Raw genomic sequence first — 21,877 nt, forward strand, 5'->3', positions numbered from 1 at the left:
AGCAGTAGGTGATGGCTTTGTCAGAGGAATTATATACACAAAAAGAAGCGATGCTTTATAGTCAAAGAATCGCACAGTTATCTAAAGCGCTATGGAAAGCGGTAGAAAAAGATTGGCAACAATGGATTAAACCTTATGATTTAAATATCAATGAACACCATATTTTATGGATTTCATATCATTTAAAAGGAGCATCCATTTCAGATGTAGCAAAATTTGGCGTGATGCACGTTTCTACCGCATTTAATTTCTCCAAAAAGTTAGAAGAGCGTGGCTTCCTTAAATTTTCGAAGCGTGATGACGACAAACGTAATACTTACGTGGAGCTAACTGAAACTGGGACAGAACTCATTATAGAGATGAATAAAAACTACCATAATACGTATCATTCCGTATTAGAAGGATCACTAGCATTAAAAGATCTATATGGCCGTTTCCCAGATTTTTTAGATGTGATGGCTGTTATTCGTAATATTTATGGTGAGGATTTCATCGATATTTTCGAACGCTCCTTCCAACATTTCCGCGATTCCTTTGACACACTAGAAGAACGCACACCTGTAAAAGGATAAGACGAAGCTTCAAACTGCACAGAATTTTTCCTGCCCTTATTTATTAGTTGAACATAATGAGGTATACTACTGTTCATTCAGGAATAAATCATGTGAAAGGAGGTATTTCAGAAATATTTCTGAAATACCTCCTTTTTCTTGCATTCTAACATCATTCAATTTACATTAAATAGGACACTTCCTATTTCGGAGTTGATACTAAGCCATGCATTGTTGGAAAATTTTAAATCTAGAACATCATTACGGTACTACGCGTATTATTATAATGAGTGTTATTACTTTTTTGTCGGTCTTTTCTGTTTCGTATGTATTGTTTAATTTATTCAACGAGGAGCATTATACAGATCGTTTATTCTGGCTCTTTGTCATAGCAGCCTTAACACTTTATCCAGTTCATAAATTTTTGCATTTTCTGGCACTATACGATTTACGCCAGCATTTAAAATTGCGTGTACGTACTCAATTTTATATAATTCCAGTTTTACACATGCGTATTCGTGAGCCTTTATCAAAAAATCGTTACATCTTAGCATTACTTACGCCTTTTATCATTCTAAACACAAGTATTATAATAGGAACTTGGCTTTTACCAGCATACACACATTATGGTACATTGCTGCTAGCCTATCATTGTAGTCTATGTTTGATTGATATCCTTTACGTGAAATACCTTTTGCACTCACCTAAAAATTCGCAAATAGAGGAAACACCTAAAGGTTATGAAATTTTAGTTCCACCAACCGTTCATTAAATGCTTTGCTTGTACTTGTTTTTTAATGACGTTCTTTGTTATGCTATTACTATTGAAAGAGGGGAGGAATAGACTTGCTATTAATGATTGTAGTTCTATTCTCGGTATTCTATTTATTTCAAATTAACCGCATGACATATGCTCTATGCATGCGACGTGAAATTCCCGAAGAAAACCAACCAAAAATATTCCGAACTATAAATATACTTATTACCATATTACTTGTCTCATTCTATATTGAAATTTTATATGCAGTATAGCAGTACATCCGCGCCCGTCCGCACGCTCGAAGAGTAAGTCGAGCCCCCCATGCAACAACTTTTTCTAACCAATAAGATTGGTAGTATCTAAGGCATGCGGCGCGAATGTCTAACATTGTTAAGAAAAGCTAAGAGTTAGAGCTCTTAGCTTTTCGCTGTTTTATTAATTAGTATAGGAACGCTGCACCAACGATAATTAATAAAATAAATAACACAACTAATAAAGCAAAGCCTGAGCCGTAGCCACCGCCACCGTATCCTCCGTTGCCCATAACTTCACCCCCTTTCTTTTCTATATCCTATGCGCTTCAAAATTTGAAATATAGGCAATACTCAAGGGGGAACCATTTTGTTTTTAAAACGTTTATGTTATAGTAAAAAATGGACGAAACCATGTTAGGAGAGAATATCCACTATGAAAAAGACAGTTTTATCTTTAACTCTAGCTGCATCTGTATTAGCGCTTGGTGCTTGTAGCGGCGGAGACAGCAAAGCAATCGTTACTTCTAAAGTGGGCGATATTTCAGTAGCTGATTTTAATGAAAAGGCAAAAGCTTTAACAGGCTCATATGTAATGCAACAATTGGTGACTGAAAAAGTTTTAGCTGACAAATATGAAGTAACAGATAAAGAAATTAAAGAAGCTTATGACACAACAGCTTCACAATTTGGTGAAGGCTTTACACAAGCACTTGCTGAAAGTGGCTTAACAGAACAGGGCTTTAAAGATTCTTTACGTGTTCAACTTCTTCAAGAAAAAGCTTTAAAAGATCAAGCAATTAAAGAAGAAGATGTGAAAAAATACTACGAGCAAATGAAAACTGAACTTAATGGTCGTCATATTTTAGTAGCAGATGAAAAAACAGCTAAAGAAGTGATTGAAAAAATTAAGGGCGGCGCTAAGTTTGAGGATGTAGCAAAAGAGTACTCAACAGATACAGGTTCTGCTAAAAATGGTGGAGAGCTTGGATGGTTCTCTGTTGGTGTAATGGTTGACGAATTTAACGATGCTGCTTACGCTCTTGAATTAAATACATTGAGTGAGCCAGTAAAATCTAGCTATGGTTATCATGTAATTGAAATTACCGAGAAGCGTGATGTAAAAGGTGTTGGTGCATTGAAAGATGAAGAAGAAAACATTCGTTCAACAATGTTAAATAAACTAAACCAAACGGGTGAAGCTCAAACTATTCTAAAAGACATCATTGCAAAAATGGCTAAAGATGCGAATGTTAAAACATCTGATAAAGATTTAAAAGATTCACTAGAATTCTTCACAACAACAAGTGAAGAACAAGCAAAGGCAGCTGAAGAAGCAGCTAAAAAAGCAGAAGAAAAAGCTGCTAAAGAAGATTCTGAAGACAAAGCAGAAGATACGGACAAGGAATCTAAATAATCGAGGGAATATTGTTTATCAATTGAACAATATCCACAACAAAAAGGAGCATCTGATTTGTCAGATGCTCCTTTTTCCTTCTCTATTTCACTTTAAATTGGCTAATTTCAGCTTGTAAGTCATTCGACATCGTTTGAAGGACATTTGCCGCGCTCGCAATTTCCTCATTAGAAGCACTTTGTTGCTCTATGGATAGAGCAATATGCTGCATACCTGAAGATGTGCCATTCGCCATACCTACAATTTCCTTTACAGCAGAATCTGTTTGGCTTGCCTTCTCATTAACACGCCATACAATATCCGTAACTTCCATTGTACGTTGGCTAATCTGTTGTACATATTCCACAATATTTTTAAAGGCATCACCTGTCTGTTCAACAGCCTCTCGCCCTTCATCTACATATTGCGTGCCACTATTAATAGCAGAAACAGCACCGGAAGTTTGGTTTAATATATCATCCACTAGTGTTCGAATATTGTCAGCAGCCTTTCCAGATTCCTCTGCCAACTTTCTAACTTCATCCGCAACAACCGCGAAGCCTTTTCCAGCCTCCCCTGCTCGAGCCGCCTCAATAGATGCATTCAATGCAAGCAGGTTTGTTTGATCGGTAATGCTTGTAATTAACGAGACAATCGTACTAATTTCCTTTGATTTTTCACCTAAAGCATTCACAACTTCTGTTGATTGGTGAACAGAATCATTAATCGTATTCATTTTATCAATCGTTTGCTCAATTAGCTGTAAACCTAAATCAGCCTTTTGATTTGTTTCATTCGCTATATCTGCAACAGCCTGTACAGCAGAAGATGCATGATCCATATCTTTGGAAATTAGATTAGCGGATTCAGATAAAAGGTCCATTTGCTTCAATTGTCCTTCCGCACTGGAAACAATATCTCCAATAGCATCAGAAATGGTTTCAACCGTGTGACTACTTTGCTCTGTAATCGTTGTAAATTCCTTTGTATAAGTCGAGACATCCGCAGATGCTTTATTCGTCTTTTCAATAACCGTGCCAATTTGCTCTAACATATGATTAAATTCAGTGGATAATTGTCCAATCTCATCTTTGAAACGGTCATCAATGCGTACCGTTAAATCACCATCAGCCGCCTGTGTCATAGCCTTTAATACACGCTTTACACGTTTTAGGACAATATATCTCGTACATAACGAAATAATGACTGTACCAATAAATAACGAAATAAACGTATTAATGGCAACACCTGCACTGCCGTTTAAATCTACTACTTTTTCAAATTGATGACTAACAAATTCTGAGATATGTGAGCTAATAAATAAACTTATACCTATAGCTAGTATCATTTTGAAAATTAAACTTTTCCAAAACTTAATTTCCCGTGAAAAAAGTCCCTCTGTTTCCATTGCTCTTCCCCATTCCTATCATTTCTCTCTTTATTCTAAAATAAATACTAGCATTGGTACAATAGTTAGGTACTAAAATTACACATATGCACATTTAGACTTATCGAAATCAGTATAGGTTAGTTAATAAGCAACATCAATTATCAATTTCTCAACAGGTTAGGGGCTTAATCATATTACTTTTTAAATAGTAGGCTTATAGAATGAACGATTATCAAGTGGGAAAAGCCGCTCAGTAAATTCACCTGGTGTCGTTTTCCCTAATGCTCTTGTTAGCATGTTCATCTTCGCGTCTATATTATCAATATAATGTAAGATTTCCGCTTCTTGAAGCATTGGTTTTTTCGGACTCCCCCACTCTTCTTTCCCATGGTGAGACAATACCATATGCTGCAACAGCATGACTTCTTCGCCTTCAATTTCTAGCTCACTTGCAATTTTGGCAATTTCATTCACCATAATGGTAATGTGACCTAATAAATTGCCCTCCACTGTATACATCGTGGCAACAGGCCCAGACAACTCCACAACCTTGCCAATATCATGCAAAATAATGCCTGCATATAACAGGTCACGATTAAGTGTTGGATATAAATCAGCAATGGCTTTTCCTAGTTTGAGCATGGATACCATATGATCTAATAAACCAGACGCATAGTCATGATGATTTTTAGTTGCTGCTGGAAAAACTAAGATGGCATCATAATGTTTTTTAATAGCCGCTCTTGTAATACGTGAGATATTTGGATTTTTAATATCAAAGAAAAATTGTGTCAATTCTTCATACAATTGTTCTTTCGGTGTTGCAGAGGACGGCACTAAATCATCGATCGCTATACCTTCCTCTGGCTTGGCAACACGAATAGATTTGATACGCAATTGATTCTTTCCTCTATAGTCGTGAATCTCTCCACCTACACGTACAATGGCTTCAGCATGATACATTTTTTCATGATCCTCATTTGTGTCCCAGAGCTTTGCCTCAATATCTCCACTTTTATCTTGTAGTAATAGCGACATAAATGGCTTTCCAACGGTTGTAACACCTTTTGTCGCTTGTTTTATTAATAAAAATTGATCAACTGCTTCTCCAACTTGGAGCGTCGTAATCCCTTTCATGTTGACGCCACTCCCCTTTCATTTGCTAATGCTCCTATATCGACAATTTGCTCTTTCTGCCAATGTTTGAGCATTGTATCATGACAAGTAAAATATAAAATTTGACGTTCATATCCTACTTCTTTCATTAATTGTACCATTTTGTTTGTACGGTTTCGATCAAAATGGACAAATGGATCGTCCATAATAATTGGAAATGGAGCAGTGCTCACTAGTGTTTTTGCAAGGGCCAGACGTAATGCAATATAGGCTTGTTCTTTGGTAGCCTGAGATAATTCAGCCATTTGATAACGTAATCCTGCTACATCTTGTGCCACAAAATAACCTTCATCATGAATCGAAAGTTTATCGTATCTTTCCCCTGTTAGTAAACGGAAAATCGCATTCACCTCCACAAGGACATGAGGTAATTTTTCTTCACGTAGGCGGAATAATGTTTCGTGAATGGCTGTCGCAACAGCTTTTTTAGTTGCCCATTGCTCAATCAGCTGCTGCAATTGTGCTTTCTCCTGCTCAAACTGTTGTAGCAATTGCCCATACTTTTCATCATTTAATAGCTGATCTTTTTCAATGAGCAAAGCAGCACGTTGCGCAAGACATTGGTCGATCGCTAGCTGCGTTGAATTTTGCTCTTGTTCTAAAGCGTGTATATCCTCGTTAACAGTGTCCTCCACTAGACTCTCTCGCTGTGGAAGATTGAGTGAGGCGAGTTGAGCCTGAACCGTTTGTAACTCTGTCATGATGTTTTTTTGCTGCTCAAATTGCTCATACATTTCATAATAAGCCTGTTCGTTTGGAGCTTGTGCTTCATTCAATAGCACAGCCATTTCAGTTGTATAACGGTCCAGTTTTGATTGCCCACCATCCATTTTTATCTTCAGGTTAGCTAGCTGTTCTTTCGTTTGCTGTACTTGCTGTTGATGTTGTTGTGCTTCAAGGTAGGCTGTCCGTAAATACATATATATTTCCTGTTCATCATAGGCTCCCTCTAAAACCTGTTGAAGCTGTTTATAAATATGCTGCTTTTCTTTTTGAACTTCTTGCATAAGGCTTAGGGTACTATTTTTTTTAGCTGCTAGCTCTTGCACACCCCGAATACGCATAAATAATTCGGGCATTAACGTTCTGGCGATTGTTCCCTGTAATCGATAACGTTTTAAAAAATGCTGGAGTGTGTGAGTGGCTTCTGCACTCTCTATCTCAGCCTGTTGAATTTTATATTCAAGAGAAGCGTATTGCTGCTCCTTCTCCTTTTGCTGTTCATTGACGTGTACCCAACGATCTTCATATCTTTGCTTCTTTAATAGCACCGCTTGTACCGTCATTTCCTCCTGCTCTAACTCTCGAAGAAGGGAGCTATGCTCTTTACTAGTAGGCTCATTCGCTTGTTTAACATATCGGATAAATAACAGAGTCAGCAATGATAAAACAGCTCCGATAATGGTCGCAACCATGTTTTTTTCAAATACACCATAAATCAATGACAATAAACCGATTAGCAGTACAAGCCAGCTAAAATAATGGGGTTGCTTTTGTTTACTACGTTGCGATTTGGCCGCACGTAATTGCTCAAGCTTACGCTTTTGTTGGGACCACTGTGCTAAAATATGTTCTTCTTCATTTGTTAATGACTCTTGCATGAGCCGTTGCTTTTGTTTGGCAATTGTCTCTAATTCTAGATGGACTTGCTCTAGTGAGCGTAGATGAAACTTTAGCTCGTCCTCTGCCTCCTCCAACTTACTTAATTGAAGCTGAAATTGTTGTTCCTGCTGGAGTGAAACCGTTTCTTCGAGAAGATTCTCCTGTGCCTCTGTCTCGAGTACACCTAATAAACGAAACTGTGCTTTCATTTCTTGCTCAAACATAAAGAGATCATCATGTAAATTTTGCTCCTTCACCATCAACTGATGCCACGTTGCCTCTTTTTGCATAAGACGAGCCATTTCATTGACCGTATGCTCATCCGCTATGGTAAGTACTTGATCTTGTAATGTTTGATATTGCTCCTTTAATTGCATTAGCTGCTGACTTTCGTGTAATAGACGATCCTTTAATTGCTCATAGCGTCTTATACCTTCTGGCGGAAACTGTACATGTTGATAATTGACCAGTGTCTGCTGTAAAATCTGTTGCTGTTTGAGGAGAGGAAGTGCCTGCTTTTGAATCGTTAACTGCTGCCATTGTTGTTGCAGCAGTTTTTGCGTACTATAAAGCTTTTCTAGATTATGCTCAAGTAGTTGTAATTGCTTTAATTTGTCCTCAAATGTTAGAATCTTTCCCTGCTCCTGTTTAATCGTACGCTCAAGCTGCTTTAATTGCTCAACCTTTTGATTAATCACGGGTACTTTACCTGTTTTTTTAAACAGCTCATTTGCCTCTTTCTCCATCTTCTTTTCAAGAGCTGATAAATGTTGAACCCCCGTTGTGCCAGAGGCTAGTAGCAAATGGGTTAGCTCCTCCTCTGACATTTTTTCAATGCCCTGTAGCTCGTGCAATGAAAATGAAAAAATGGATTCAAAGGACGTTCTAGAATACCCATATAAAAGCTTAGTTAATAGTTCCTCGTGTCCCGTTGTCCCATCCTCTAGATAAACAGAAACATCGCCCGATGCCTTTCCTTTCACACGTTCAATAGTGCACTGACCATAAATAGGATGCACGAGTGTGAGCTGACCACCATATTTCGTCGAAACTTTTGGTTCATATTTGCGCTGTGCCTGCTGCCGTATGGGGAAACCAAAGAGCATTTGTAGTATAAACTGCTGAATCGTCGTCTTTCCTGCTTCATTTAATCCATAAAAAATAGTGACACCCTCATTTAAGGAAATGGTGATGTTTTCATGCTTACCAAAGCCATATATTTGGATTTTTTGTATAGTCAGCATGTGATCACGCCCTTTGAATTTCTTCTGCCAATAATGCCTGTGCATTTTGCGTTAAGTTTTCAATATCCTTGTCACTTAGTGGCTCTATCAGCCTTGCACCACCAGCATATTGGTATAAATCTTTTAGAATATCTTTCCATTCATTACTGTCCCACTGCTCCATTAAGCTGACAACGGATTGAGTTGCTGCTGTCTGCTCATAAAGACTTGCTGTCTTCTGCAATACCAACTTTTGTACCCAACACATCGGCTCAATGCCTTCCTCCGTCTCTCGCACAGTATCTAACCATGCATCTACAGTTGCGTGTTCAAATAAAGCTTCCGTTTGTTCATCAATGTTTTGCAGGTGAAGCTCAACTACTGATGCCCCGTACTTCGTCCTATTCGTTGTGATCGCTTCCGAACATCTTTTTAGTAATTCATTGGCATGTATAACATTCGTACAATCCACTTCTATCGTGTTATAAACGACAGTAGATGTAGGGATAAAATCTAGCTCATTCGATGTTTGGGATAACGTCACGTCATAAAAGCCTTTCAGTCCTTGTTCTTTACGATGTCGACTTTGAATATTGCCTGGATAAACAATGGGAGGGTTTTGCTGTAAAAGCTGTCGTTTATGAATGTGTCCCAAAGCCCAATAATGATAGTTCTTTTCAATCAACTGCTGCTTAGTAAAGGGGGCGTAAACATCATGGGTCGTGTTGCCTGCCTCACTGCCGTGTAGCATACCAATATGAATGGCATGCTGATCCTGTGCAATTGGATAACTTTCAATAACTGATTCCTTTAAATGGCGTTCATGATAGCTGAAACCATATATATTTACTTGCTGACCTCGGATTTTTAATTGAACCACGGTCGTTTCCGCCGGTAGTTCATAGACATTGCTTGGCAAAGCAAAGCGTGTCCAAGTGCCATTTAAATGATCGTGGTTACCATAGCTCACAATCACAGGGATGTTGTGCTGGAAGAGCTTTTCCATTGCATCCTGAAATCTTCGTTGTGCTTGCAAGCTACGATTTTCACCATCATAAATATCTCCAACAATTAATAAAAAGTCAGGTTTCTCTTGAATTGCTTTAAGGATAATTTTATCGAATGCTTCAAAAGTACTCGACCGAATGTTCTTTAAAATGTGCTCAGGTAATCCAAATAAACCTTTAAATGGACTATCTAAATGTAAATCTGCCAAATGAAAAAAACGAATTGCTGTCATCCAATCACCTCAAATAGTAGATAATTATCGCCTCGGTACCGTAATATGTTCACTAAACAAAACCGAATATTTGTTCTATTTTATCATAGTTCGCGTTTTATGAAAAATGGTATTACATAAAAAACAGCATTGCCTTACTTTTTCCACAATTTTCGTAATTTATCAAAAAATTCACTAGTTTTACCGTGAAGTTTATAAATCTTCTATGTATAATAGAAATATATTTAAGTAAAAGGGTGGGGTTTGTATGGAGAATTATCGTTTTACAGCTTTTGAAAAAACAGGGGAAACATTATTTGATGAAACTTGGACATTTGAAAATGATGAGGCTGCTAAACTAAACGGACAACAACAAATTGAGGAAAAAGGTGTTGCCGACAAAACTCATCGTCTTGTAAACGCTTCGGGTAAATTAATTTTATTCCATGTTTAGTGGCTAAAAGGCACGTAGTCAATGTTGCTACGCGCCTTTTATGATTGTTATTTTCCTACAAAGACAGGCATTCTTTTCTCTACAAATGCATGAATGCCTTCTAGATGATCTGTTGTTTTACGCATAGCGGATTGCCCCTCTGCTTCTAAAGCTAGGATATTTTCTAGCTGAGGCAAATTTTGAGCATGTAGAATTTTTTTCGTTGTAATCATGGAAGAAATAGGTGACGCAAGCATTTTACCAACAAGCTGATCTGCCATGGCAAATACAGTACCCTCTGGTGCAATAAAGTCAATAAGCCCTTCATCTAATGCTTCTTTTGCTGTTAATACCTTCCCCTCCCAAATCATCTGTTTCGCTTTGACAGTCCCCACACGTTCCTTCATGAAGAAATGACCGCCTCCATCTGGGATTAGTCCTATTCCAATGAAATTCATAGCTAGCTTACTATTTTCACAAGCCACAACTATATCTGCTCCAAGTGTTAGACTAAACCCTAGACCTGCCGATGCACCATGAACAGCCGCGATCACAATCATTGGTAACTGATAATACGCTTTCACAATACGTGAAAGATAGACCATTGCCTCATCAATATTTAATGGTTTATTTTCATCTAACATAGCCTTGATATCGCCACCCGCAGAAAAGACTTTTCCTTCTCCACGAATAACAAGCACCTGTATATTTTGTTCCTGTTGGAGAGCCTCAAAGCATTCTGCAAGTTCTCGCATCATAACATCATCCATAGCATTCATCGCCTGCGGACGATTCAATGTTAATGTTGCACGACGTTCTAACTTTTCTAAAGTAATCGTTGAAAATTCCATCTCTATTACCCCCAAATATGAATAGTCATTCACTATGTACTATTCGTGTTTTTTTAGAAAACTCCTTCTACTCTAAGCAAAATTGCTCTTGTTATGCTATATTAAAGGACGAATATTGAGTTAAAGGTGGTAACGTATTTTGATACAGAAGGACTATCGTGTATTACTTTATTATAAATATATTACAATTGAAGACCCTGTAGCATTTGCAGAAGAACATTTAGCATTATGTAAAGAAATTGGACTTCTTGGACGTATTTTAGTAGGCTCTGAAGGCATTAATGGCACCGTTTCTGGTACCGTTGAGCAAACAGATGCTTATATGAATCATATGAAGGCAGATGCTCGTTTTAATGATATTATGTGGAAAATCGATGAGGTGGAAGGACATACCTTTAAGAAAATGCATGTACGTCCTCGTCAGGAAATTGTCCATTTAGGCTTGGAGCATGATATTAATCCTTTGGAAATCACAGGCGATTATTTATCGCCTAAAGAATTTATGGAACAAATGCAAGAAGAGAACACTGTGATTATCGATGCCCGAAATGACTATGAATATGATATTGGTCATTTCAAAGGTGCTGTACGACCTGATATTGAAGCCTTCCGTGACCTCCCAGCTTGGATGGAAGCACATAAAGAAGATTTTGCAGATAAAAAGATTTTAACATACTGCACAGGTGGTATTCGCTGTGAAAAATTCTCTGGTTGGCTAAAACGTGAAGGTTATGGTAAAAGTGTTGGTCAATTACACGGTGGTATTGCCACCTATGCAAAAGATCCCGAAGTAAAGGGCCAGCTATGGGATGGTCAGATGTTTGTTTTTGACCGTCGTCGAAGTGTATCGATTAATCAGGTTGAGCATGTCATCGTTGGGAAGGATTACTTCACAGGTGAACCTTCTGAACGTTATACAAACTGTGCAAACCCTGAATGTCATAAATTAATGTTATGTGAGGAAAAACACGAAGCATTTTATATGCGTAGCTGTTCAGATGATTGCCGCCGTGCAGAACGTAATTTCTTCGTCGAAGAGAATGGTTGGACGAAGGAGCAGGTTGAGAAGCAAATTGCTAAGATTGCAGAGATTCAAAACGTGAATCGTTAATGAGGTAGAGTTTAGCCGTGTGCGCAAATGGTCTAAACCTTAAAATAGTAAGCCATCTACTAGCCCATCCAAAAGGAGCATCGTCCTGATGAACGATGCTCCAGACTGTAGACAAAAGCCCATCGAGAAGTTCACTCTCGATGGTTTTTGTCATTTTTCTTCCTATTTTATTTTTAACATTTGGTAATATACTACCAAATTCAACATACTTTTCGAGCTTAGTTGCTCTCTTAAGCTACTTGCCACGTCCAAGTAGCCAGTTTCTTCAAATTCATGGCAGCAAAAGTAAGCATCGCCTGCATGGACAATTTTTTTAGACCTCTTAAGGTTGTCCATCGCATACCATGCTTTTCTTTTGCATCGGCAAAGACACGCTCAATCGTTTCTTTGCGCTTTGCATAAATCTGTTTGATGTCATAGGAATGGCGTAAATGTTCAGCTTCCTCCACATACGACTCCCAAATATGGCGTTGAATGAGTTTTTGATGATGCTTACTTTCTGTACATTGGGAAAGGCTTGGACACTTCGCACAAATCAAAGGATTCGATTTATATTGGCGATATCCTTCCTTCGTCGTTGTCGCATACTTCAATATCTGCCCTTGTGGGCAAAGATAACAATTATAGTGCTCGTCATATGTATACTCGTGCTTTCGGAAGAATCCATCTTTCGTTTTAGGACGTGTATATGGAAGAACAGGCAACATTTGATTCTCTAACAAAAAGTTCGTAATCGCTGGTGTTTTATAGGCTGCATCTGCCGCAACGGCGATTGGTTTTTGAACGTTTTGAATGACCCTTTCAACAAGTGGCTGCAATACATGGCTATCGTGCACATTTCCCGGAGTCACAATGGCACCTAAGACAAAGCCTTTTTCATCTGTGGCTGCATGAAAGGAATATGCAAACTGCTTCGTACGTTCATCCTTCACGTAATACCCACTTTCAGGATCTGTCGTGCTTTCCTTTATTTCTTTCCATTCTTCCTTTTCAAACTTCTCCGGGGGAAAGGGCTTTTTTCCGTGTTCTTCACGGTCCATATTTAACTCTAATTGAAGCTTCTCTTCATAAGCTCGTGTTTCTTTTCGCACGACCTTTTTATCATACTTCCGTTTATTCGCACTCGCTTTCACATGCGTGGAATCAATAAATAGATGGTCTGCATGGAGGAGTCCCTGATGCATAATCTCTTTTAATATACGATAGAATATCTGTTCAAATATATCGGTGTCTTGAAAGCGACGGGCATAATTTTTACCGAAGGTAGAGAAATGCGGGACTTCTGTATGGAAGCCAAATCCTAAAAACCAGCGATACGCCATATTCGTTTCAATTTCTTTGATCGTTTGACGCATGGAGCGAATGCCAAAAACATATTGAATAAACGTCATTTTGAAGAGAACGACAGGATCAATACTAGGACGCCCATTAGGTGAATAAAGATTTTCTACTAAAGGATAGATAAATGAAAAATCAATAGCAGCCTCCAGTTTTCTCACTAAATGATCGTTGGGAACTAATTGATCAATCGTTAACATTTCTAATTGTTCACGTTCATTGGTTTGATTCTTCGTCATCATGCTTCATCACCTCAAAAGTTTACTTTTCAACACCCTATGTAGATAGAGTACTTTATGTAGAAGTTGATTGGAACGAAGGGCGGCGACTCCTGCGGGAAAAGCGGGAAAGTCGAGATCCTGGACTGAGCGAAGCGAGGGAAGCAGCTCGATCCCGCCCGCGGAAAGCATCCGCCCGTAGTGGAAATCAACGGCTTTACTTTTTTACTTTATTTTATTGTAAAAGAAAAAAGACTGTAGGCAAACTCAAAATTCATCGAGTTTGTCTACAGTCTGGAGCATCGTCCTGATGAACGATGCTCTTTTTCTTATTATTCCTGCGCTAAATAGCGCCCAACCTGCCGTCCACTAAATAAACAGCCTCCGACAAATGTCCCTTCTAAAGCGCGATAGCCATGAACACCCCCGCCACCGAAGCCACTTACTTCACCAGCAGCAAATAAACCTGGTATAGGTTGACCATCCATGCCCAACACCGCACCATTTAAATTTGTTTGTAAGCCACCCAAGGTTTTCCTAGTTAAAATGTTTAAACGTACGGCAATTAATGGCCAATTTTTAGTATCTAGAATTTTATGTGGTTTGGCAACACGCACTAATTTATCTCCAATATAATGCCTTGCCCCATGAATAGCGTTAACCTGTAAATCCTTCGTAAACTTATTGTCCATTTCTCGATCCCTTGCCAAGATTTGCTCTTTCACTTTCATGAAATCCAGTAGCTCATTCCCTGCTAGTTTATTCATGCCTTCTACTAGTTCTTTTAAATCATGTGCAATCACAAAATCTTCGCCATGATTTTTAAAAGCTTGGATAGGGGCGGGTGGGCCTGGCATTATACGCTTAAGCACATCACTAATGCTTTTGTTTGTTAAATCTGGGTTTTGTTCTGAACCAGATAGCGCAAATTCCTTCTCAATAATTTTTTCCGTTAAAATAAACCAAGAGTAATCATAACCTGTCTTTTGAATTGCCTCTAACGTACTGAGCGTATCAAAGCCTGGGAAGTTGGGTGCATGGAATCGATTACCTTCTGCATCAAACCATAAGGAGGAAGGCCCTGGTAAAATTCGAATGCCATGGTTGGGCCAAATTGGATCCCAATTTCTTAATCCCTCTGTGTAATGCCACATGCGATCGCGGTTTACAATACGTCCTCCAGCATGTTCTGTGATTTCTAGCATTCTTCCATCAACGTAAGCTGGCACACCACATACCATATTTTTAGGAGGAGTCCCAAGTCGTGCAGGCCAATTTTTTCTTACTAAATCAAAATTAGCCCCAATACCGCCACTTGCTACAATCACAGCATCGGCTTCGTAGGAAAATTCGCCAATCCCCAATCTCGAACTTTTTTCACCTCGATTAATAAAGGTTTCTGCTAGCACTGTTCCACTGATTCCTGTAATTTTTCCATCATATTGTATAAATTCATCCACACGATGTCTTGGTCTAAAATCGATAAATCCATCTTTCATAGCTTGCTTTACTTTATTTACAAACGGCTTTACTATGCCAGGACCAGTTCCCCATACAATATGAAATCTTGGTACAGAATTGCCATGTCCTCCCGCTAAAGAGCCTCCCCGTTCTGCCCATCCAACCACAGGGAAAAATTTGATACCTTTTGACTTTAACCAGTCATATTTTTCACCTGCAGCAAAATCAACATAGGCTCTGGCCCATTTATAAGCCCACGAATCCTCATCTTCTAAACGATCAAAGCCTGCAGTTCCTTGCCAATCTTGCCACGCCAGTTCTTTACTATCTTTAATTCCAAGCCTTCGCTGCTCTGGAGAATTTACTAAAAATATCCCACCAAAAGACCAATATGCCTGTCCCCCCATTGAATTTTCAGGCTCTTGATCTACTAAAAGAACTTTTTTCTTTGCATCGATTAACTCACAAGCAGCAACTAAACCCGCAAGTCCAGCACCAACTATTGCAACATCGTACTGCATTTTTACACCCCCAAATCAAATCATCCTTAACTAACATTCTTCTCTCACAGTCTGTTTACCTTCTAAAATCTAATTTTTTGTCTAAAATGTGACAAGCGAAAATGTTCGCTTTCTTACACTAAAATCATCAAGGAGTAGCATAAATCATCTAATTTATTCCATTTAATTACCATATAATTTTTTAACCGTAAACTACATGGAACACTGATACTATCGCACTTTTCAAATATCGTTAACGCTTTCATTGTATACTCCAAAAAGACGAACATTAAACACAAATAAAATTAAAAATGTTCGTTTTTAGTTATTATTCAGACTTTTGAAGTCTATATTTTTTAAGTTTTTCAGAAATATCGTTGACAAAGGTGAACAATAGGGATTATGATGTTAACAAATTTAATCACACAAAATATAGCGACGGAGACATACTAGTCACAAGAAAATCCAAAGAGAGCTGATGGTTGGTGTAAATCAGTGATTTCTACGATAATAGTTCCACTCCAGAATAGATAAGCCGAACAACTTAACAGTAAGCTTATCCGTCCCATGCGCGTTACGCATATAGCTAAGACTGCCAGAATAAATTTTCCAGCAGTGATTAAGGGTGGTACCGCGAACCAATGTTTATTCAGCCTTTCGCCCCTTACAACACAATAACTGTGTCTGTAAGGCGTGGAAGGCTTTTTATATTGTTTTCGATTTAGAAAGGAGATCGTTTGCATGCTGTAAGATGTTCGAATTTTACAAAATTCAGACTGTCGTAGATAAATCCACAACCCATATTTATTAAAAAGGAGCTAATTATAATGACTACTGCAACAAAAAACATTAACGTATTTATCGCTGATCCACTAAGTGAGGATGGTATTTTCCCATTACGTCAGGAGCAAGATTTAGATTTAAACATTATTGTAGACACTGGTCTTGCACCAGAACAATTAATCGCTAAAATTGCAGATGTGGATGTATTACTTGTTCGTTCTCAAACAACTGTGACACGTGAAGTGATCGAAGCAGCTAAAAACTTAAAATTAATTGGTCGTGCTGGTGTGGGTGTCGATAATATTGACCTTGCTGCTGCTACTGAACATGGCATTATCGTTGTCAACGCACCAGATGGTAACACAAACTCAGCTGCTGAGCATACAATCGCAATGATGACTTCACTTGCCCGTCATATTCCACAAGCTTTTAATACATTAAAAAATGGAAAATGGGATCGCAAATCTTATGTTGGTGTTGAGCTAAAAAATAAAACGTTGGGTGTTGTAGGCTTTGGACGAATCGGTGTTGAAGTAGCTTATCGTGCAAAAGGTCAACGCATGAATGTTATGGCTTACGATCCTTTCCTAACAGATGAACGTGCAAAAGAATTAGGTGTAACAAAAGCAACAGTTGAAGAAATTTGCGAAGCAGCAGATTTCATTACAGTTCATACACCACTTCTTCCTGAAACACGTAATCTTATTAATAAAGAAAAATTTGCGATGATGAAAGATGGCGTGCGTATCATTAACTGTGCACGTGGTGGAATTATCAATGAAGATGATTTATATGATGCAATCGTAGCAGGAAAAGTAGCTGGTGCTGCCCTAGATGTATTTGTTTCTGAACCAGCAACAGATCATAAGCTACTGACTTTACCACAGGTAATCGCAACGCCTCACTTAGGTGCATCGACAATTGAGGCACAAGAATCTGTTGCGGTTGATGTATCAAATGACATCATTAAATTTTATAAAACAGGTACCGTAACAAACCCTGTAAACATGCCATCTATTCCGAAAGAGCTTCTTGCACAAGTTGAGCCTTTCTTTGAATTAGCTGAAAAGCTTGGTTCATTCCTATCACAATTAACAACAGAGCCTGTAAAAGAAATCAACCTATCTTATGCTGGTGAAGTAGCAAACTATGATGTACGTCCATTAACTTCAAATGCACTAAAAGGCTTATTAGCAAAAAATCATGGTAATCATGTCAATGATGTCAATGCCCGTTACTTATCTGAACGTATCGGCATGAAAATTAATGAGCACAAAACAACAACTGCTAAAGGCTTTACAAGCTTAATTACGATTGAAATTATTACTGCTAACGAAACGCATACTGTAGCGGGTACATTATTAAACGGTTTAGGTGCACGTATTGTAAAAGTAGAGGACTATGTTGTCGACGTCATTCCACAAGGCCACCTTCTGTACATTAAAAATACAGACAAACCAGGTGCAATTGGCCGTGTAGCAACAAAGCTTGCAGAAAAAGAAATCAATATCGCAACAATGCAGGTTGGTCGTGCACAGGTTGGTGGTACAGCGGTTATGATGCTAACGGTTGATAATGTTGTAACTGAAGAAGATTTAGTTTTTGTAGCACAGCTTGAAAACATTGATGAGGTAAAAGCCATTAACCTATAATTAATAATAACAAGAAGCAGGGAGTCTCTACTCTCTGCTTTTTATTTTGGTAAAATGATACTTTTCTAAGGGTTCTTCGTCTTTAAAGAAAAGGAGGTGTACAGCTTGAAGATAGAAGAAATATTTTACTTACATAACCACACCATTTTTAAATACTTATATTACTTACTAAATGATGAAAAATTAGCGGAGGATTATACACAGGAAACCTTTGTCCGTTATTTGAAACATCACCAAACAATAAAAGAAGGAGCCGATCTCGCTTGGTTGCGGTGCACTGCACGTAACCTTGCCTATGATCATTATCGTCGAAAAAGGATAATTCAGTTTGTCCCTTTTTTACAACAGCATGAAGAACAAGCGTCACCTTCTCCTCATCAATGGCTGATGCAACAAGAAGATGCCAAGATGCTATATCTTGCTATTCGTAAACTAAAAATCACCTATCGTGATGTGATCATTCTGCGCAAAATAGAGGGACTATCCATCGAGGAAACCTGTAATGTCCTTGGTTGGAATGAGAGGAAAGTAAAAAACACATTAAAACGAGCACTCATCGCATTAAAAAAACAGTTAGGAGGTGAGATGGATGAAGAATGATAAGAAGACATGGCAACACTTAGATGATTTAATGTTATCTGATCAGCAGCAAAAAAAATTATTACGCAATATGACAGAGCCCTCAGTAATTAATAAACAAAAGACTAAAAATAGATGGAAAATTCCTTCTGTGTCATTGCTATTTATAGTAGTTCTTTCTATATTACTATTATCTTTTGTTCAAAGTCCTACTAATTCTCCTACAACAATGGATTCCTCCAAAGCAATCCAACGAATCTATTTAAAGGAGAATATGAACAAGGAAACCTTTATAGCACAGGATTCTTGCCTTTATGTTCCTCAGCAATGCTATGCTCATGCAAAGGCTATCACACAGCTACAACAAAATTGGGACAACGCTTCTCCTGTAACAATATCCGCTAGTCAGTGGAAAAGTGGTACTATCTATGATATTTTGATTCTCTATAATGACCGTACACAAGAGAAATGGAAGGTACTCAATAACAAGATTTTCTTCAATGTTGAAACACAGCAAGCCTTTCTGATTGAAGAGTCATTTGACTCACTACGCTATTTTTATGATGAGAAGCGGTCAACGAAACTTATTATTGGGAACATTTTCATCCTACTTATGCATTTCATACTGTGGATTGCTAAAAAAAGAATGCCTTATACAGAACGTCGCTTTTTCGCTGCGACAGTTGAGCATGCCATTGCCAATGCCATTATGCTCGTGTTGTTTGGAGGTATTTCATTTGGTATCTATCTTGTACACCATACTATTCATGCAGTAATTATTTATGGCCTTTTCTCACTCTACTCCTTTATGCAAATCTATTATCGTAAAAAGGCTGGTGAACCTCAGGGTTACTTAATAGCTAGCGCTCTTGTCCAGCTTTGTATAGCTATAGCTTTTACATGTTTATATCTTGGACTAAATGTCTATTTTTAACAAAAAATGTACTGACTCCATGAGGGATCAGTACATTTTTATATTATAGCTTATTTACAAGCTCCAACAATGCTGTCAAAGAGTCTACCTCATAGGTAGGTGTCACAGCCCCATTGGCGATATTATTTTCACGATTAATCCATACATTGCGCATTCCGACACGAGATGAACCTAAAATATCAGTATTAAGATTGTCACCAACCATAATTGCCTCGTCAGCTGTAATGCCTGCTTTCTCCATCACATACTCAAAAATAGATGCGTCCGGCTTACCTTTACCAAAGTCTCCTGAAATAATAATATGATCAAAATATGGTGCAATTTCTGGTGTAATTTCTAGCTTTAAATTTTGCAAACTTGGTGCGCCATTTGTTAGCAATACAAGCTGATATTTTCCTTTAAATTCATCTAACACTGCAAAAGTATCTTCGTATAAAAATGGCGCTACTTTACGCTCGGCTACAAAGCGCTCTCCTAGCTCTGCTCCAAACGCTGTATCTTCAATACCAAGAGCAGCTAACCCTTTTGTCCAAGCCGCTGCACGATAACTAGGAACAATTTCTTTCATTTTTTGGAAGGAATCTGTCGAGTCGTCAAACGTTCCCCAAAGCCCTTCAAATGGATTGATACCAATTAAAACCGTATAATCATATGTTTCATACCCTTCATACAAAGCACGTGCCTCTCGGCGAACAGCTTCCTCTAACTCAGCAGGATTCACATTATGTACTGTTGCTGCATAGTCACATGTTTTTTCAAATGCTGTTTTGACCGATTTTTTATCCCATAGTAGTGTATCATCTAAATCAAAAATAATTGTATTTATCGACATTTTGTCCGCTCCTAGCTCCCGATTAATACTACTATTTTAGCATATTTTCAAAATATTTAGGATAACAAATTATGTACAATTCCTCTATCTAAAAACAAGCTGTGCGTCAAATCTTCACAGCTTGTCATCTATTAATTATGTTTATTACGCAAACGGTTCATTAAACTTTGAATGTCTGCTCTTTTTTGTTGTGTTTCATCTTGTAAAATTTCAATATAGTAAATGCCATCTTTTTCTTCTATCTGAACACGATCACCTACTTGCACTGGCTTGTTCATGGCTGACTGTGAAATAATGAGTTGTTCCTCTTCCTCTGGAAACTTTAAGAAAACCGCATAACCATCTTCAATTCGGTCTAGCGTATACTTAGTCGAGCTCACTTACAAGTTCCCCCTTCTCATTTCGTAATTGTGCTGCATCTCCATCGTTTAACCAAATTTGTTTACCTGTCCATTTTAAATAATTTTGCCCTTCTCTTGCATTAGCTCCACTTGTAATATAAATTATTCTCCCTGGCTGTAAAGTGAGATTTGGAAAATTAAACACTTGATTCCCTTCAATTGAAACAAGCTGCCAATCCTTTAAAGAAACAGCTTGTTGTCCATTATTTTTAATGCCTACAATTTCAGTAACTAAATCCTTGCTGACGATCTCAATAGCTGGAGCGGATACTTCTATTTCGGTAGTTTTTTTGCTAGTTTCCACTTTAGAAGTTTCCTTCCCATTCACCGTATAGTTTACCCCATCTGTAGACACCATAATCGTTCCCATATCAGCAGTGGCATAGATTTTACTACCAATAGTCTGCAAACGATCCACTACTTCTGCATGTGGATGGCCATATTTATTATCTTCCCCGTAACTTAATATCGTGACTTCTGGTTTTACAGCCCGAATGAATTCCTGTGAGCTACTTGTGTTAGAGCCATGATGCCCTGCCTTCAGAACAGTTGCTGTTACATCGTACTGCAGCATTTCTTTTTCTAATGCTACTCCAGCATCTCCTGTTAATAAAAAAGAGACATTGCCATAAGTCATTTTTAAAACAATGGAAGCATCATTATTATCTGATGCCTGCTCATTCGCATTCAACACCTTCACAGTTACATCCTTATCAAACTCAATAGTTTCACCTGTTTTTGGCACATAATAAGGGATATTTTTGTCATCAATCAGTGTCAGCATTTCTTCAAAGGTTTGGGATGTATGTACTTTACCCGAATCATAAAATTGCTCAATCGTAAGTGAATTTAACACAGGAATGAGACCGCCAATATGATCTGCATCTGGGTGTGTCGCTACAACTACATCGAGCTTGCTCACTCCAAGTTCCTTTAAATAAGAGACAATCTGCTGCCCTGCACCTTTCACTCCTCCATCTACAAGCATTGTTTTACCATTTGGTGATTCAATCAATATGGAATCCCCTTGACCCACATCAATAAAATGAACGCGCATATCATGACCAGCCGTTACAGCAATTTTCTCTGGCTTGATTGCCTCAGTACAGCCTGCTATTAAAAAAATACAAAGGAGCAATACTATTATCTTTTTCATCAACTAACTTCCTTTCTCTTTTTCTATTATACAAAAAGAGAGCTAGCCATGGGCCGCTCT

At 38.1% G+C, this 21,877-nt stretch carries 20 protein-coding genes; 9 read left to right on the plus strand and 11 right to left on the minus strand.

Translation table 11 applies throughout. From position 1 onward, the window contains the following. The first annotated feature begins 11 nt into the window (after positions 1-11). From V6670_RS18910 to V6670_RS18920, 3 genes are all read left to right on the plus strand, one after another. On the plus strand, positions 12-572 hold the full coding sequence (locus V6670_RS18910; RefSeq protein WP_036117418.1) for an HTH-type transcriptional regulator Hpr: 561 nt from the start codon (positions 12-14) through the stop codon (positions 570-572). 205 nt (positions 573-777) lie between these two features. Next, positions 778-1,323, plus strand: coding sequence for a DUF3267 domain-containing protein (locus V6670_RS18915; RefSeq protein ID WP_036118042.1), 546 nt, complete (start codon positions 778-780; stop codon positions 1,321-1,323). A gap of 74 nt (positions 1,324-1,397) precedes the next feature. Beyond that, on the plus strand, positions 1,398-1,583 hold the full coding sequence (locus V6670_RS18920) for a hypothetical protein (protein WP_008173337.1): 186 nt from the start codon (positions 1,398-1,400) through the stop codon (positions 1,581-1,583). A gap of 167 nt (positions 1,584-1,750) precedes the next feature. Here V6670_RS18920 and V6670_RS18925 read toward each other — a convergent pair whose 3' ends face one another. After that, positions 1,751-1,855, minus strand: coding sequence for a YjcZ family sporulation protein (locus V6670_RS18925; RefSeq protein WP_004230765.1), 105 nt, complete (start codon positions 1,853-1,855; stop codon positions 1,751-1,753). A 143-nt stretch (positions 1,856-1,998) separates the two neighbouring features. On the opposite strand from V6670_RS18925, the gene V6670_RS18930 reads away from it, so the two are divergent. After that, a complete protein-coding gene (locus tag V6670_RS18930) occupies positions 1,999-2,979 on the plus strand; it encodes a peptidylprolyl isomerase (RefSeq protein WP_141904906.1) in 981 nt (326 codons plus the stop codon). Positions 2,980-3,061: 82 nt separating this feature from the next. Here the strand turns inward: V6670_RS18930 and V6670_RS18935 are convergent, their stop codons facing one another. The 4 genes from V6670_RS18935 to V6670_RS18950 all read right to left on the minus strand — a co-directional run bounded on the left by V6670_RS18935 (position 3,062) and on the right by V6670_RS18950 (position 9,589). Then, positions 3,062-4,306, minus strand: a complete 1,245-nt coding sequence (locus V6670_RS18935) for a HAMP domain-containing methyl-accepting chemotaxis protein (protein ID WP_338651860.1) — start codon at positions 4,304-4,306, stop codon at positions 3,062-3,064. A 243-nt stretch (positions 4,307-4,549) separates the two neighbouring features. Further along, positions 4,550-5,485, minus strand: a complete 936-nt coding sequence (yhaM, locus tag V6670_RS18940) for a 3'-5' exoribonuclease YhaM (protein ID WP_058843256.1) — start codon at positions 5,483-5,485, stop codon at positions 4,550-4,552. Then, the gene (locus V6670_RS18945) at positions 5,482-8,370 is read right to left on the minus strand and encodes an AAA family ATPase (RefSeq protein WP_338651861.1); all 2,889 of its coding nucleotides are present in this window, start codon (positions 8,368-8,370) and stop codon (positions 5,482-5,484) included. Before V6670_RS18945 ends, yhaM begins: the two co-directional genes overlap by 4 nt. Positions 8,371-8,374: 4 nt before the next feature. Next, on the minus strand, positions 8,375-9,589 hold the full coding sequence (locus V6670_RS18950; protein ID WP_338651862.1) for a DNA repair exonuclease: 1,215 nt from the start codon (positions 9,587-9,589) through the stop codon (positions 8,375-8,377). A 247-nt stretch (positions 9,590-9,836) separates the two neighbouring features. On the opposite strand from V6670_RS18950, the gene V6670_RS18955 reads away from it, so the two are divergent. Continuing rightward, entirely contained in the window at positions 9,837-10,022 is a 186-nt protein-coding gene (locus V6670_RS18955) for a YhzD family protein (RefSeq protein WP_036075853.1), read from the plus strand. A 47-nt stretch (positions 10,023-10,069) separates the two neighbouring features. Here V6670_RS18955 and V6670_RS18960 read toward each other — a convergent pair whose 3' ends face one another. Beyond that, positions 10,070-10,852: an enoyl-CoA hydratase gene (locus tag V6670_RS18960; RefSeq protein WP_036118062.1), complete on the minus strand. Its 783-nt coding sequence runs from the start codon at positions 10,850-10,852 to the stop codon at positions 10,070-10,072. A gap of 139 nt (positions 10,853-10,991) precedes the next feature. Here V6670_RS18960 and V6670_RS18965 point away from each other — a divergent pair, with 139 nt between their 5' ends. After that, a complete protein-coding gene (locus V6670_RS18965; RefSeq protein WP_338651863.1) occupies positions 10,992-11,963 on the plus strand; it encodes a rhodanese-related sulfurtransferase in 972 nt (323 codons plus the stop codon). 230 nt (positions 11,964-12,193) lie between these two features. Here the strand turns inward: V6670_RS18965 and V6670_RS18970 are convergent, their stop codons facing one another. Then, complete coding sequence (locus V6670_RS18970) at positions 12,194-13,543, minus strand: IS1182-like element ISBsp5 family transposase (RefSeq protein WP_338651864.1); 1,350 nt, start codon at positions 13,541-13,543, stop codon at positions 12,194-12,196. A 308-nt stretch (positions 13,544-13,851) separates the two neighbouring features. Further along, positions 13,852-15,501, minus strand: coding sequence for an FAD-binding dehydrogenase (locus V6670_RS18975; protein WP_141904901.1), 1,650 nt, complete (start codon positions 15,499-15,501; stop codon positions 13,852-13,854). Positions 15,502-16,307: 806 nt separating this feature from the next. Here V6670_RS18975 and serA point away from each other — a divergent pair. The 3 genes from serA (at position 16,308) to V6670_RS18990 (ending at position 19,428) form a co-directional block, all read left to right on the plus strand. Continuing rightward, on the plus strand, positions 16,308-17,915 hold the full coding sequence (gene serA, locus V6670_RS18980; protein ID WP_036118072.1) for a phosphoglycerate dehydrogenase: 1,608 nt from the start codon (positions 16,308-16,310) through the stop codon (positions 17,913-17,915). A 96-nt stretch (positions 17,916-18,011) separates the two neighbouring features. After that, complete coding sequence (locus V6670_RS18985; RefSeq protein ID WP_338651865.1) at positions 18,012-18,515, plus strand: RNA polymerase sigma factor; 504 nt, start codon at positions 18,012-18,014, stop codon at positions 18,513-18,515. Then, positions 18,505-19,428: a hypothetical protein gene (locus tag V6670_RS18990; protein WP_141904899.1), complete on the plus strand. Its 924-nt coding sequence runs from the start codon at positions 18,505-18,507 to the stop codon at positions 19,426-19,428. Before V6670_RS18985 ends, V6670_RS18990 begins: the two co-directional genes overlap by 11 nt. Positions 19,429-19,471: 43 nt before the next feature. Here V6670_RS18990 and V6670_RS18995 read toward each other — a convergent pair whose 3' ends face one another. From V6670_RS18995 to V6670_RS19005, 3 genes are all read right to left on the minus strand, one after another. Further along, positions 19,472-20,260 carry an HAD family hydrolase gene (locus V6670_RS18995; protein ID WP_338651866.1) on the minus strand — a complete coding sequence of 263 codons (789 nt, stop codon included), beginning with the start codon at positions 20,258-20,260 and terminating at the stop codon, positions 19,472-19,474. Between the two features lie 131 nt (positions 20,261-20,391). Continuing rightward, positions 20,392-20,640 (minus strand): DUF3006 domain-containing protein, encoded by a 249-nt coding sequence (locus V6670_RS19000; RefSeq protein ID WP_141904897.1) that lies wholly within the window; start codon positions 20,638-20,640, stop codon positions 20,392-20,394. Further along, entirely contained in the window at positions 20,627-21,817 is a 1,191-nt protein-coding gene (locus V6670_RS19005; RefSeq protein WP_338651867.1) for an MBL fold metallo-hydrolase, read from the minus strand. The genes V6670_RS19000 and V6670_RS19005 overlap by 14 nt, the downstream gene beginning before the upstream one ends. Between the last annotated feature and the right edge of the window lie 60 nt (positions 21,818-21,877).

The sequence above is a fragment of the Lysinibacillus sp. Y5S-8 genome, from assembly GCF_036894365.1.
GTDB classification, from domain to species: Bacteria; Bacillota; Bacilli; order Bacillales_A; family Planococcaceae; genus Lysinibacillus; species Lysinibacillus fusiformis_D.

Coding starts and splice junctions, on each gene's coding strand:
- V6670_RS18910 (WP_036117418.1), top strand. CDS start 12: ATGGCTTTGTCAGAGGAATTATATACACAAAAAGAAGCGATGCTTTAT.
- V6670_RS18915 (WP_036118042.1), top strand. CDS start 778: ATGCATTGTTGGAAAATTTTAAATCTAGAACATCATTACGGTACTACG.
- V6670_RS18925 (WP_004230765.1), bottom strand. CDS start 1,855: ATGGGCAACGGAGGATACGGTGGCGGTGGCTACGGCTCAGGCTTTGCT.
- V6670_RS18930 (WP_141904906.1), top strand. CDS start 1,999: ATGAAAAAGACAGTTTTATCTTTAACTCTAGCTGCATCTGTATTAGCG.
- V6670_RS18935 (WP_338651860.1), bottom strand. CDS start 4,306: ATGATACTAGCTATAGGTATAAGTTTATTTATTAGCTCACATATCTCA.
- yhaM (WP_058843256.1), bottom strand. CDS start 5,485: ATGAAAGGGATTACGACGCTCCAAGTTGGAGAAGCAGTTGATCAATTT.
- V6670_RS18945 (WP_338651861.1), bottom strand. CDS start 8,370: ATGCTGACTATACAAAAAATCCAAATATATGGCTTTGGTAAGCATGAA.
- V6670_RS18950 (WP_338651862.1), bottom strand. CDS start 9,589: ATGACAGCAATTCGTTTTTTTCATTTGGCAGATTTACATTTAGATAGT.
- V6670_RS18955 (WP_036075853.1), top strand. CDS start 9,837: ATGGAGAATTATCGTTTTACAGCTTTTGAAAAAACAGGGGAAACATTA.
- V6670_RS18960 (WP_036118062.1), bottom strand. CDS start 10,852: ATGGAATTTTCAACGATTACTTTAGAAAAGTTAGAACGTCGTGCAACA.
- V6670_RS18970 (WP_338651864.1), bottom strand. CDS start 13,543: ATGATGACGAAGAATCAAACCAATGAACGTGAACAATTAGAAATGTTA.
- V6670_RS18975 (WP_141904901.1), bottom strand. CDS start 15,501: ATGCAGTACGATGTTGCAATAGTTGGTGCTGGACTTGCGGGTTTAGTT.
- serA (WP_036118072.1), top strand. CDS start 16,308: ATGACTACTGCAACAAAAAACATTAACGTATTTATCGCTGATCCACTA.
- V6670_RS18990 (WP_141904899.1), top strand. CDS start 18,505: ATGAAGAATGATAAGAAGACATGGCAACACTTAGATGATTTAATGTTA.
- V6670_RS18995 (WP_338651866.1), bottom strand. CDS start 20,260: ATGTCGATAAATACAATTATTTTTGATTTAGATGATACACTACTATGG.
- V6670_RS19005 (WP_338651867.1), bottom strand. CDS start 21,817: ATGAAAAAGATAATAGTATTGCTCCTTTGTATTTTTTTAATAGCAGGC.